A 12,456-nucleotide genomic window follows, 5' to 3' on the forward strand; every position below is an offset into this window, starting at 1 on the left:
GACGGCGCCGAACTCGGACGGCTTCGATCCTCGGCCTCGGCCTCAGCCTCCGGTCCGACTCGACCGGCCCGGGCCCGGCACACCGGCCGGGGCTGTGATCGGTTCGGCCCCGGGGGAGCGGCGGCGGGCGAGGGCGACACTGACCATCGTGGTGATCGCCATCGCGGCGACGCCGACCAGCGCCGCGGTCGTGTAGGCGTCGTCGTCCGGGAAGAGGCGGCCCGTGGCGGTGCCGGCGGCCAGGACCAGACCGCCGACGGCGCTGCCCAGCGAGTACCCGACGCTGCGGACCACGTAGTTGAAACTCATCGCGCTCGACGTCTCGCTCTTCGGGGTGGCGGCCAGGATGACGCCGAGCATGGCGGCCGAGAAGCTGCCGACGCCGAAGCCCAGCACGCCCATGGCCGCGAGCAGTTCGGCCACGTCGGACCGGGCGGTGGCGAACAGGACGAACCCACCGCCGACGACGGCGGCACTGCCGGCCAGGACCAGCGGGCCGTCGATCCGCACCCGGACCCGCGGTGTGAGCTTGCCTGCGACGAACCCCAGTGCGGAGAACGGGATGAGGACCAGCCCCGCCTCGAAGGTGGTCAGCCCGAAGCCGTAGCCGGCACTGCGCGGCGTCTGCGCGTAGCGGGTGATGAGCGTGAGCAGGAGGTACATGCCGCTCCCGCCGACGAACATGGCGAGGTTCGCCCCGGCGACCGCGGGGTGCCGTACCGCCCGGACGTCGACCAGGGGCGTCGTGGTCCGCAGTTCGGAGACGGTCCAGACGCAGAGCAGGAGGACGGCGGCCACGGCAAGGGCCACCGCCACGGTCAGGTGCCGGCTCCACAGGCTCCTCTCGCCGGCCAGGAACAGGACGAGGAGCAGTCCACCCGCGAGGACGAGCGCACCGGCCACGTTCACGTGGGCGGAACGGCCTTCGGGAGCCGCGGGTACGGAACGCCACGCGGTCACGAAGGCGACGGCGGTGACGAGCAGGCCGAGGCCGTAGGCGGCCCGCAGTCCGCCGAACTCGGCGAGCAGCGCGGCCAGCGGGTAGCCGACCCCGGCGCCGATGATGGAGACCACGGAGATCAGCGCGATGGTGGCCGCGCTGCGCTCCTCGGGAAGGTGGTCGCGGGCCACACCCATCATCAGCGCGGTGAGACCGAGCCCGACGCCTTGGGCCGCTCTGCCCACGAGCAGCCAGGCGAACGGCAGCGGCAGCACGGTGAGCGCACTGCCGACGACGACCGCCAGCGTGGCGAGGATGGCGGCCCGCCGGTGCGGACCGGCGCCGAGCCGGCCGAGGACGGGGGTGGCGACGGCGCCGCTGAGCAGGGCGATGGTCAGCGTCCACTGCGCGCTGTCGAGGGGGACGTGGAACGTGGTCGCCACGCTGGTGATGAGCGGCGTCCCGAGGCTGGCGACCGCCGCCACGACCAGGGCGATGAACGTCAGGGCCGGGACCAGCGCACGTGCCTCGGGCCGTACCGGGGCAGTGCCCACGGGCCGGTCATGAGCCTGGGCCGCGGTCACCGGTCCGACTCCGCTGGGGCGCGGCTCTCGAGCTCCGCCAGGTGCAGCAGCGCCGGGAGGGCCGCCGCCAAGGCCTCGACCTCGTCGCCGGTGAGTTCGTCGATCAACCGCGCGTACGCGTCGACGCCCGCCCGGCGTCGGGTCCGGACGTACGCCGCGCCGGTCTCGGTCAGGCACACCAGTGTGACCCGCCGGTCGGACGGATCGCCCTTCCGCTCGACCAGCCCGGACTCCTCCATCACCCGGACCAGGACGGTCATCGCGGGCTGGGTGACGCCCTCCGCCGCCGCCAGATCGGTGATCCTTCGCGGGCCGGTCCGGTCCAGGGTGGCCAAGGTGGCGGCGGACGTCAGGCTCATGTCGCGGGGAAGGCGTCTGACGGCCCTGGTGGCCAGACCGTAGAGAGCGGACCCGATGGCATCGGAAGCGTGGTGTGCGGCGTCTCGGCGACTCATGCCTGAAGCATAGAGCCTTTATATGCATCCTTTATGCATTTTCCTGGTCGGGGTCCGGCGGTGTCCGGCGGTGCTCGGCCTGCATCGCGTCCGCGCGGGGATGAGCGGCGCCGGCTACGCCGTTGCGCACGCTGCCAGCGCCGTTCGCGCCAGCCCGCGCAGCCAGGCGTGGGCCCGGTCGGTGTCGTAGCGCTGATGCCACGACAGGTACACGGGCGCCGCGGGCAGTTCGAGCGAGAGGGGGAGAGCGACCAGACCGAGGTCGGCGACCGCGGACCGGGTGGTGGCTTCGGGGACGCTGACCAGCAGATCGGAGTCGCGCGCGAACTCGAACGCGGCCGCTTCGGTGGGCGCGGTCGCCACCACGCGGCGGGCGAGGCCGAGCTGGGCGAGGGCGCCGTCCAGGGCGTTGCCGAGGTTTCCGCGTCGCGAGACGGTGACGTGCTCGCCGGCGGCGTACCGCTGCGCGGTGACGGCCTCGACGCGGGTGAGGGGGTGCCCGGTCCGCACGACGACGACGAGGCGGGTCTCACCCGCGCTCTCGGCCCAGATGTCCGGTGCGCACCAGGATCTGGTCCCCGGTGGTGCGCCGGATCCGGCCCAGGCTCCGGCTCATCGCGGGGGCGGTGACATGGAGACGCGCGGCGGCCCCGGCCACGCTCCCCTCCTCGAGCAGCGCGTCGAGGGCGGCGAGCAGGTTCAAGTCCAGTTGCATGAGAGTCATCCTAGCCGTGCTTGACATGCACTTGAAGGTAATGCCGGGGCTGGCTACCTTCGATACCGGAGCACAGGACGCACCGCACAGCGCGGCCCGACCGGCCCCAACCACCCCTACTCGCACAGGAGTACCGCCATGTCCGAAACGCTTCAGACGACAGCCCTCTCCGACGCCGATCTGCTCGATGGGACCGCGGACGCGGTGCGTGAGGCCGGTGCGGCGCTGCGCGCGCGTTTCGGCGAGGTGGTCCGCTACGGCAGCCGCGAGGAGCTGATGGCGGCGCTGGCCGTCAACGACGACGCGGCCCTCGACATCCTGCGTCCCGCCCTGACCGCACTGCGGCCGCAGGCCCGATGGGTGGAGGACGAGCTGGACGGCGGGGCGCTGCCGGACGGCGAGTGGTGGGTGGTGGACCCGGCCGAGGGCAACGTGAACCACCTGCACGGCCTGCCGGAGTGGGCGGTCACCGCCACCCTGGTGCGCGACAACCGGCCGCAGCTCACGGTGGTGCACCTGCCGCTGACCGGCGAGACCTACACCGCCCGCACCGGCGCCGGCGCCCACCTCGACGGCCGGCCGCTGCACGTCTCCGCCACCGCCGACCTGGGCCTTGGCATCGTCGCCACCAGCCAGGCCCGCCCCGACGAGGACGAGCAGGTCGTGCAGCAGATCGGCGCCTCGATCACCGCGATGCTCTCCGACGCGCTCGTGGTGCGCGTCGCGGTCCCCGCCACCCTGCACCTGGTCAACGTGGCCGCCGGACGCATCGACGCCTTCTGGCAGTTCGCCGGCGCCCGCGCGGACCTGCTGCCCGGCGCCCTGCTCGTCACCGAGGCCGGCGGGACCGTCTCCGACACCCAGGGCCGCCCCTGGACCCCGCAGAGCGCAAGCTTCCTCGCCGCCGCACCCGCCGTCCACGCCCGGGCCGCCGCCACCCTCACCCGCTGACCACCCGCCCCGACCCCGCACACACCAACCCGCACACACCAACCCGCACACACCAACCCGCACGCACCGACCCGCACGCCAACCCGCACCAACGCAAAGGAACAGATCACCATGACCACCATCGCAGTCCTCGGCAACGGCCGCGTCGGCGGCAACCTCGCCGCAGCCCTCACCCTGGCCGGCCACCAGGTCACCGTGGTGGACCGCGACCCCGGCGCCGCCGCGGCCGCCGCCCGCAGTGCCGAGGTCGTCATCAACGCCACCCCGGGCGCCGGCTCCCTGGAGCGCCTCGCCGCCCTGCGCGAGGAACTGAACGGCAAGATCCTCGTCGACGTCTCCAACGCCACCACCGACGGACCGGACGGACTGCCCGCCGACCTGATCTACCCCGGCTCCAGCCTCGCCGAACAGCTCCAGGACGCGCTCCCCGGCACCCACGTCGTCAAGACCCTCAACACCATGCTCTTCCCGGTGATGACCGCCCCCGCCTCACTCACCCAGGCGCCCACCGCGTTCCTCTCCGGCGAGGACCCCCAGGCCAAGCAGACCGTCCGCGACCTGCTCACCGACCTCGGCTGGCACCAGGACTGGATCACCGACCTCGGCGGCATCCGCACCGCCCGCGCCACCGAGGCCGCCATCCTGTTCGTCCCGCACGTCATCCGCTCCAGCGGATTCACCCCCTTCGCGATCTCCATCGCCCGCTGACCTGCGAAACGCCCGGCCCCGGCGGGCGGCCTCAGCCGAGAGCGGCTTCCTCGCGGTCGAGGTCGTGCTGGATCGTTCGGCGGGTGGTGTCGCTGATCCGGTGTTCGTCGTAGAGACGGTGCAACTCGGTGTTCTGCACGGTGATCACGGCGTGCCACAGCTCGCGGTAGGTGGCGTCGACGGTGCTGCCGTCCGGGCCGTCGACGCTGCGGTCGAGGCGGGCGCCGAGCCCGCGCCGCACCCGGTCGATCACGGTCTCGGGCAGGACGTCCAGGGTCGCGAGCTCCTCGACGTGGGCGAGCGCGGCGTGGGTGAGGGTGTCCCGGGCCTCCGCCTCCTCCCGGGCGGTGTGCTCGGGCTCCAGCGCCAGGCCGGAGCGGTCGACCACGGCCGCCAGGGTCAACCCCTGGACGACCAGGGTGAACACCACCACCGCCGTGGTCAGCACCAGTACCAGCGGACGTCCCGCCAGCGGGGTGCCGTCGCTCGCGAGCAGCGGGATCGACAGGGCGGCGGCCAGCGGCATCACACCACGGGTGCCGGCCCAGGTCACCACCCCGGCCACCCGCCACGACATCCGGCTCCGGGAAGGCTCCGGGGAAAGGCCCCGAGAATGCCCTCGGGGAAGCTCCTGGGAAGGCCGGACGGCCCGGGTCAGCGGCAGCGTCGACAGCACCCGGACGGCGATCAGCACGGCGGCCAGGGCCAGGGCCTGCACCGGCCACCACCCCGTACCCTCGGGCAGGTCCCGTACCAGGGCGGGCAGCTCCAGACCGACGATGCCGAACACCACGCTCTCCAGGATGAACACCACCACCGCGTAGACGGCGTGCAGTTGGAGGCGGATGTGGGCGTCGGTGAGGCGGCGGCCGCTGCGGCCCAGCAGGACGCCGGCGACCACGACCGAGGTGATCCCGGAGGTGTGCCCGGCCTCCGCCACCACGTACGCCGCGTACGGGGTGACCAGGGCGATCACGGTCTCCAGCACCGGGTCGGTGGTACGGCGGCGGATCAGCCACACCAGCCCCGCCACGGCGGCGCCGATCAGGCTCCCGCCGCCGCCGAGCAGCAGGAACTCCCCGCCGGCGGCGAGCAGGCTCACCGAACCGCCCGCCGCCACCGCGATGCCGACGGCCACCCTGAACAGCACCAGCGAGGTGGCGTCGTTGAACAGGCTCTCCGCCTGCACCAGGACCTGGACACGGCCCGGCAGCGCCAGCCGGCGGCCGAGCGCGGTGACCGCCACCGGATCGGTGGACGCGAGTACGGCGCCCAGCACGAAGGCCATCGCGGGTGGCAGGCCGGTCACCGCGACCGCCACGAAGCCGACGGCCGCCGCCGAGGCGAAGACCAGGCCGAATGCGAGGATCGTGACCGGCTTCCACACCGTGCGCAGATCGCGCAGCGACAGCTCCTCGGCGGAGGCGTACAGCAGCGGGGGCAGCACGACCAGGGCAATCGCCTGGGGCGGGATGTGCAGTGCGGGCACGCCCGGTATCAGCGCCACGGCGATACCGGCCAGCACCAGCAGTGAGGGGGCCGGCAGGCGCCAGCGCCGCGCGAAGGTGGCCACGGCGGTGGCCAGCACCACCAGGAAGAGGACGATCCCCACGGCGCGCATCTGCGAAAGCCCCCATCACGAGGAGCGGGGGCGCTGCCGCCCGATCGCCGCAGTCGTCCCCCGAGCCGACCAGACTTCCCGGCACACCAGGACGATCTTATCGGGACCTTAGCAGCGCCGGACAGGGCGGCCGAGCCGCCCGGCCGCGGGACACGCCGCAGGGGGCGCTCAGTCCCGTGAGGCCCGCCCCTTACCGCCCGTCCCGGCGGCCCGGGGTCGTTACTCGAAGCGGGTGGGGTCGCCGGCTCCGTACCGGACGATCTCCGCGGTGCCGCCGGAGAAGTCGACGACCGTCGTCGGTTCCGTTCCGCAGTCGCCGGAGTCCACCACGGCGTCCAGCACGTGGTCGAGCCGTTCCTTGATCTCCCACCCCTGCGTCATCGGCTCGGCCTCGCCGGGCAGCAGCAGGGTGCTGGAGACCAGCGGCTCGCCGAGTTCGGCGAGCAGCGCCTGGGTGACGGTGTGGTCGGGGATCCGCACGCCGACGGTCTTCTTCTTCGGGTGCAGCAGGCGGCGCGGCACCTCCTTGGTGGCGGGCAGGATGAAGGTGTAGCTGCCCGGGGTCGCGGCCTTGACGGCGCGGAAGACCGCGTTGTCGATCTGGACGAACTGCCCCAGCTGGGCGAAGTTCTCGCACATCAGGGTGAAGTGGTGGCGGTCGTCGAGCCGCCGGATCGACCGGATCCGTTCGACGCCGTCGTGGTTGCCCATCCGGCAGCCCAGGGCGAAACAGGAGTCGGTCGGGTACGCGATCAGGGCCCCGGAGCGGAGGCTGTCGGCCACGGTGCCGATGGTCCGGGCCTGGGGGGTCTGCGGGTGCACATCGAAGTACTTCGCCATTGGCCGACCATAGGGGATCGGCCCCGCTCGGCGACAATCCATGACGCACTGCCACGGGGACGATCAAACCGGACGCGCCGGGCGCACCGGACGCACCCCCCGTCCGGTCCCGGGTCGCTCGCCGCGTCACTGCGCCCGATGACCTGGGGCCGTACCGGCGTTCGGCCGCGCCGGCCCTACGACGCGCCTCCCGTCGGGGAGGGGGGATCAGAACGTCGGCACCGGCGGGAACCAGGGCCGGACGATCTTGAGGCGGTAGGCCATCGACACGTCGTCGACCAGGAACGGCACCTTGTTGGCGCTGTCCTCGACCACCATGAAGGAGAGCACCGCGGTCTTCTCCGTGGTGGAGTAGAAGGCGTCCGGCAGGGTGACGGTGACCTGCTCGTAGCTGCTGTTCCCGTCCTTGTTGGTACGGCTGGCCAGCAGGTACGGAGTGCCGTCCGCCGCGGTCGCCTCGACGTCCAGCTCCCGGTAGGCGAGGCCGCCCGGGCCCTGCGGGGGGACGCGCAGCCAGAAGGTGAGGACCGGAACCCGGTTGGCGGGTATGGTCACCTGCTGCGTGATCCGGTTGACGCCGGTGAAACCCTGGCCGCCCAACTCGGCCTTCCAGCTGCCGGAGCGGGCCGGGTAGGCGGAGGACGCGTTGATCAGCCGGGCACCGCCGAACGGCGTCGAGAACGACGACCAGCCGGTGTTCCCGGCCTCGAAGTCGCCGTTGACGGTGCCGACGGGTGCGGCCTGGGCGGCCGGGGCGCTCACCAGGCCGAGCGCCGCCGCGGCGATGACGGCGGAGGCGCCGAGGCGCGCGCTCCGGAATCGCGAAGTCATGTCTCTCCAGGGTGTGGTGTCGCGCGCGACCCGGTGGCCGCGGCGGATCTCGCACAGGGGTGACGGAGACAGCAGGACCCGTCGCCCCCGCGTGGTTCGGAGGCGGGATACGTCCGCGTGCCCCCCGCGCAGACGAAACCTACCGTCAAGTAGTGACACCCGGACGGCCGAGGAAGCCGGGCTCGCCCCGCCGCCGCCGGGGACGGAGGTCAGTCCGGTGTCAGCGCAGCGTCAGGTGGCCGGGGCATTCTGAGGGCGCGTCAAGGGGCCGCGGTACACGGCCGGTCCCCGATCGGGAGAGGTGCCCGGAGCGGTTCATCGGGTGCCTGGCCGGCAACGGCCGAGCAGGGTCCCCCGGGGCCCGCGCAGGTTCGAATCCTGCCCTCTCCGCCCCTCCTTCCTCCGCCGCACCCGCACTCTCCCGGCACCGCCCGTCCGGGCGTCCGGCAGGGCGTCCGGGTACTCGGTCGTGGCCGATGCCGCGATCGGGAGCGCTCGTGTCGCCCGTCCGAGGGGGCCCTCGGCGAGGCCCTGGCGCAGGTGTACGGCCGGTGACTGCTGCGGCCGCGCCCTCGCCCGCGGAGGCGCTGTCACCGGCGGGCGCTACGGTCGTCCCGCAACGGCAGCAGCACACGACGGAGACGACGATGACCCGCACGACACCGCCCCGGCCCGTCGACGTGGAGGCGCTCTTCCCGGAGCTGGCCCCGCTGCGTCGTAGCGCGATACGGCTCCATCCCCGCGCCGGTGCCCCGGGCCCGGGGGAGAGCTCGGTCGGCGGCCCGCTGATGTGGCCGGCCGACGAGCCGTGGCCCGTCTGCCCGAGCACCAGCCACCACGAGCCCTGGGGCGGCCCCGCGACGGACGGCCCCGTGCCGCTGGTCAGCATCGTCCAGATCCACCGCCGCGACGTGCCGGAGCTGTCCTTCCCCGAAGGCTGCGACCTGCTCCAGGTGCTCTGGTGCCCCTTCATCGTCGACTGCTGTCCCGAGCCGATACCGAAGGTGTACTGGCGGAGTGCGGACGCGATCGGGCGGATCCTCGAATCGGCGCCGCCGACCGTGAGCACCGCGCCGCAGCACAGCATCCCGGACCCTTGCGTCCTGCATCCCGAGCCGGTGACCGAGTATCCGAGCTGGGACATGCCGGAGGACGTCGGCGCCGCACTCGGCGGACGCATCGAGGTCATGGAGGCCCGTACCGGTTGGGAGTACCACTCCCACCTGGCGGCCGCGCCGGGTATCAAGCTCGGCGGGTTCCCGAGCTGGACCCAGGAGGAGTGCTGGCCGGAGTGCCCGGACTGCGGGCGGACGATGGAGCACCTGCTGACGGTGAGCAGCTGGGAGTACGACGGCGCATCCTGGCGCAGCTGGCTCCCGGTCGAGGACCGTGACGCCGGGACAGGACGGGAGAAGCGAGATTCCGCCGGGAATTGCGGTGCGCACAATCCGGCCGGTCTGATGTTCGGTGACGCCGGTGGCGTCTACGTCTTCGAATGCGTCACGTGTCCGGGCCGGCCGGTCGGGTACCACTGGGACTGCTCCTGACCCGGGCTGCCGACGGGGCCGGGACCGGCCTCCCGGCGGGCCGTCACCAGTGCCGGATCGGGGCCCGCCCGGCGTCGGTGGGCCGCCCGGTGGGCTCCCGGCGGCCTGGGGCCGGGGCGGCCTGCGCGGGGACCGGGCTGTCGCCCAGGAGTTCGGCCAGGTCGGTGTCGCCGATCTCGCGCCAGCCGGTGAAGTCCGTGGTCATGTAGGCGCCCATCGGCTGGTCGGGCCCGCCCGGGCCCGGGCCGCGGCGCCAGCCGAACGCGACTTCGGCGGCCTCCGACGGGCACTGGAACCCCGCCGGCGCCTTGCCGACGTGGACGACCACGAACACCCCCTCGCCCGAGGGCCGGCCGTCCTCGAAGTGGCGGTAGACGGCACCGGCGTGGAAGAACTGCTCCTCGGCCATCAGCTGCTCTCCCTTCCCGCCGACCCGCGTCGCCCTGCTGTCCATGGTGCCGCGCCCGCCTGGCAATTCCCAACCTCTCCGGCCGCCCGGGTCGGCCCGGGCGGTGCCGGGCCCGGCTCTGCCCGCCGGGACTCGGCGTGGCAGACGGGCTCCCGGCCGATCGGTCACAGATAGTAGTGAATGGTCCGCCTCGGTAGTGAACCGGCCGGCCCGGCGCGCCGGGCGTCGGGCGGCGGACGTCACGAGCTGACCGTGCCGCGGCGGGCGATGTCCGCGGGCGGACGAGGGAGAGTTCATGGGCGAGGCGAGGTCTCTGCGGCGGGACCGTACGGGCGGTACCTCCCCGGCCGCGCGGCGCGGGGCCTCGCAGACCGGTGCGGGCCTGGCCCGGCTCGAGGGGTACCTGGTCTGGGAGGCGGAGGTCTGCGCGGCCGAACGGGACGCCCAGCAGTTCGCCGGCCAGTTCCGCTGGCTCGCCCAGGAGCAGCGGGAGGAGATCGCGCAGGCGTACACCGGCGACCGGCTCTGCTACGCCCGGGGTGTGTTCGACCGGGCGTTCGCCCGGGCGGAGGAGATGGGGCAGGACTACGCCGCGAAGTGCCGCCGGGCGGCCGGGCTGTGGGCCGCGGTCTGCCTGGCGGCGGTGGCGGTGACCGCGCTGCTCGCCGCGGTGCCGGTGCTGCTCGACCACTGAGGGCCCGCCGGCCGCGCGCGGACGCGGCCACCGGCCCGCGGACGGCCGGAGACCTCCGCGCTGCGGAGGTCTCCGGTGGTGACGGCGGTCAGTGGTGGCCGTGGCCGCTGCTGATCGCCTCGTGCTCCTCGGCGGTGGGCTTGGGGATCTGGCCCGTGGTGCCGAAGTAGCTCTCGGAGAGCTTGTAGCGCAGGACGTCGAGCCGGCGCGGCTTGCCCTTGCGGTTGGTGCGGACGGGGAGCGGCGCCGGGCGGGGCTGGTCGTGCGCCGTGAACTTGTACAGGTCGCCCTGTGCGAGCGGGGTGTGCACCTCGATGAACTCGCCGTGCGGGAGACGGCGGATGATCCCGCTCTCGCGGCCGTGCAGCACCTTCTCCTTGTCCCGGCGCTGCAGGCCGAGGCACCAGCGCTTGGCGATGAAGAACACGATCACCGGGACGACGAAGAACCCGACCCGGACCGCGTTGGTGATGACGTTGATCGACAGGTGGAAGTGGGTGGCGACCAGGTCGTTGCCGCCGCCGATCAGCAGCACCAGGTAGAGCGAGATCCACGCGGCGCCGAAGGCGGTGCGCACCGGCGTGTTGCGCGGCCGGTCCGCGATGTGGTGCTCGCGCTTGTCCCCGGTGATCCACGCCTCGACGAACGGGTAGGCCCAGATCGCGACCAGGACGAGCGGGAAGATGACGAGCGGCAGGAAGACGCCGAGGTTCAGGGTGTGCCCGCCCCAGACGGAGATCTCCCAGCCGGGCATGACCCGGACCAGCCCCTCGGAGTAGCCCATGTACCAGTCGGGCTGCGCGTCGGTGGAGACCTGGTCCGGCCGGTAGGGGCCGTAGGCCCAGATCGGGTTGACCGTGGCGATGGCCGACATGGCCGCCACGATGCCGAAGACCAGGAAGAAGAAGCCGCCGGCCTTCGCCATGTAGACCGGCATCAACGGCATGCCGACCACGTTCTTCTGGGTGCGGCCGGGCCCCGCGAACTGGGTGTGCTTGTGGTAGAAGACCAGGATCAGGTGCGCGGCCAGCAGGCCGACCATGATGCCCGGGATCAGCAGGACGTGGACCGTGAACAGGCGCGGCACGATGGCGGTCCCGGGGAACTGGCCGCCGAAGATGAACATCGACAGGTACGTGCCGACGACGGGCACCGAGAGCACCGCGCCCTCCATGAAGCGGATGCCGGTGCCCGAGAGCAGGTCGTCGGGGAGCGAGTAGCCCATGAACCCGTCGAACATGCCGAGGATGAGCAGCGTCGCGCCGAAGATCCAGTTCAGCTCCCGCGGTTTGCGGAAGGCGCCGGTGAAGAACACCCGCATCATGTGGACCAGCATCGACGCCACGAAGACGATCGCCGCCCAGTGGTGGATCTGACGGATCAGCAGGCCGCCGCGGACCTCGAAGCTGATGTTCACCGTGGAGGCGTACGCGTCGGACATCCGCACGCCGTCCAGCGGGGTGTAGGAGCCGTGGTAGGTGACCTCCGACATGCTGGGCTGGAAGAAGAAGGTCAGCCAGACGCCGGTGAGGATGATGATGACGAAGGTGTAGAGCGCGATCTCACCGAGCATGAAGGACCAGTGGTCCGGGAAGATCTTCCGCAGGTTGGACTTGGCGAGGGCGTAGATGCCCAGACGCCCGTCGGTCCAGTCGGCCAGGGCCTCGCCCGGGCCGGCCGGCTCGGCCCGGGTGCTGGCCGGGGCCGCCTTGGAGTCCGGACGCCGCCGTTCAGCCCGCATGCCCGCTCCCCGGGTGGGCCGCCCGAACGCCGGAGCGGCATGAGTCGTGCACGGAACGCGTGGCCGGCGGCTGGAGCCGGCGGATCGATGTGATCACGGGACCTCTCGACGGGCGGGCCCGGGCCGTGCGGCGGCCGTGTGGCTGCGGCGCCGGAATCCCGTCGGGTCGCGAGCCGGACCACCGTGGACCGGGGCGACCGGGGATGTCACCGGGAGTAGTTGATTGACTACCCGCCATGTTCGCGCGGCCGGAGTGCCGGTGCACGCTCATCCGGCGCTCTCCGCGGCGTGTCGTACGCGGGTGCCCGCGCGGAGGGTTCCGCCCGCGGTGCCTCGCACCGCTCCGGCCGGTCGCCGGTTGCCGGTCGCCGGTGCCGGTGCCGGTTGCCGGTGCGGTACCGCCGTCCGACGATCGACAGT

At 72.9% G+C, this 12,456-nt stretch carries 11 protein-coding genes, 1 tRNA gene and 1 pseudogene; 5 read left to right on the top strand and 8 right to left on the bottom strand.

From position 1 onward, the window contains the following. Nucleotides 1-42 precede the first annotated feature (42 nt). The 3 genes and pseudogenes from AC2TEW_RS05685 to AC2TEW_RS05695 form a co-directional block, all read right to left on the bottom strand. Entirely contained in the window at nucleotides 43-1,494 is a 1,452-nt protein-coding gene (locus tag AC2TEW_RS05685; protein WP_484622198.1) for an MFS transporter, read from the bottom strand. A gap of 26 nt (nucleotides 1,495-1,520) precedes the next feature. After that, nucleotides 1,521-1,979 (bottom strand): MarR family winged helix-turn-helix transcriptional regulator, encoded by a 459-nt coding sequence (locus AC2TEW_RS05690; RefSeq protein WP_484622199.1) that lies wholly within the window; start codon nucleotides 1,977-1,979, stop codon nucleotides 1,521-1,523. Between the two features lie 114 nt (nucleotides 1,980-2,093). After that, nucleotides 2,094-2,694: pseudogene (locus AC2TEW_RS05695) on the bottom strand (LysR family transcriptional regulator). A 138-nt stretch (nucleotides 2,695-2,832) separates the two neighbouring features. Here AC2TEW_RS05695 and AC2TEW_RS05700 point away from each other — a divergent pair. Together AC2TEW_RS05700 and AC2TEW_RS05705 are read left to right on the top strand one after the other, a co-directional pair. Continuing rightward, the gene (locus AC2TEW_RS05700; RefSeq protein WP_484622200.1) at nucleotides 2,833-3,645 is read left to right on the top strand and encodes a 3'(2'),5'-bisphosphate nucleotidase CysQ; all 813 of its coding nucleotides are present in this window, start codon (nucleotides 2,833-2,835) and stop codon (nucleotides 3,643-3,645) included. A 111-nt stretch (nucleotides 3,646-3,756) separates the two neighbouring features. After that, nucleotides 3,757-4,353, top strand: coding sequence for an NADPH-dependent F420 reductase (locus AC2TEW_RS05705; RefSeq protein WP_484622201.1), 597 nt, complete (start codon nucleotides 3,757-3,759; stop codon nucleotides 4,351-4,353). A 31-nt stretch (nucleotides 4,354-4,384) separates the two neighbouring features. On the opposite strand, the gene AC2TEW_RS05710 is transcribed toward AC2TEW_RS05705, so the two are convergent. The 3 genes from AC2TEW_RS05710 to AC2TEW_RS05720 form a co-directional block, all read right to left on the bottom strand. After that, nucleotides 4,385-5,974, bottom strand: coding sequence for a Na+/H+ antiporter (locus tag AC2TEW_RS05710; protein WP_484622202.1), 1,590 nt, complete (start codon nucleotides 5,972-5,974; stop codon nucleotides 4,385-4,387). 219 nt (nucleotides 5,975-6,193) lie between these two features. After that, on the bottom strand, nucleotides 6,194-6,814 hold the full coding sequence (locus AC2TEW_RS05715) for an L-threonylcarbamoyladenylate synthase (RefSeq protein WP_484622203.1): 621 nt from the start codon (nucleotides 6,812-6,814) through the stop codon (nucleotides 6,194-6,196). A gap of 207 nt (nucleotides 6,815-7,021) precedes the next feature. Further along, nucleotides 7,022-7,645: a hypothetical protein gene (locus tag AC2TEW_RS05720; RefSeq protein ID WP_484622204.1), complete on the bottom strand. Its 624-nt coding sequence runs from the start codon at nucleotides 7,643-7,645 to the stop codon at nucleotides 7,022-7,024. Nucleotides 7,646-7,940: 295 nt separating this feature from the next. On the opposite strand from AC2TEW_RS05720, the gene AC2TEW_RS05725 reads away from it, so the two are divergent. Next, nucleotides 7,941-8,035 (top strand) — tRNA-Cys (locus AC2TEW_RS05725). A gap of 257 nt (nucleotides 8,036-8,292) precedes the next feature. Then, entirely contained in the window at nucleotides 8,293-9,192 is a 900-nt protein-coding gene (locus tag AC2TEW_RS05730) for a YwqG family protein (protein ID WP_484622205.1), read from the top strand. Nucleotides 9,193-9,235: 43 nt separating this feature from the next. Here AC2TEW_RS05730 and AC2TEW_RS05735 read toward each other — a convergent pair whose 3' ends face one another. Further along, nucleotides 9,236-9,601 (bottom strand): hypothetical protein, encoded by a 366-nt coding sequence (locus AC2TEW_RS05735; RefSeq protein WP_484622206.1) that lies wholly within the window; start codon nucleotides 9,599-9,601, stop codon nucleotides 9,236-9,238. Between the two features lie 295 nt (nucleotides 9,602-9,896). Between AC2TEW_RS05735 and AC2TEW_RS05740 the strand changes: the two genes are divergently transcribed. After that, complete coding sequence (locus tag AC2TEW_RS05740; protein ID WP_484622207.1) at nucleotides 9,897-10,295, top strand: cytochrome C oxidase subunit I; 399 nt, start codon at nucleotides 9,897-9,899, stop codon at nucleotides 10,293-10,295. A gap of 88 nt (nucleotides 10,296-10,383) precedes the next feature. Here AC2TEW_RS05740 and qcrB read toward each other — a convergent pair whose 3' ends face one another. Continuing rightward, entirely contained in the window at nucleotides 10,384-12,036 is a 1,653-nt protein-coding gene (gene qcrB / locus AC2TEW_RS05745; protein ID WP_484622208.1) for a cytochrome bc1 complex cytochrome b subunit, read from the bottom strand. Between the last annotated feature and the right edge of the window lie 420 nt (nucleotides 12,037-12,456).

It is taken from the genome of Kitasatospora sp. NEAU-CNBT7, from assembly GCF_057220535.1.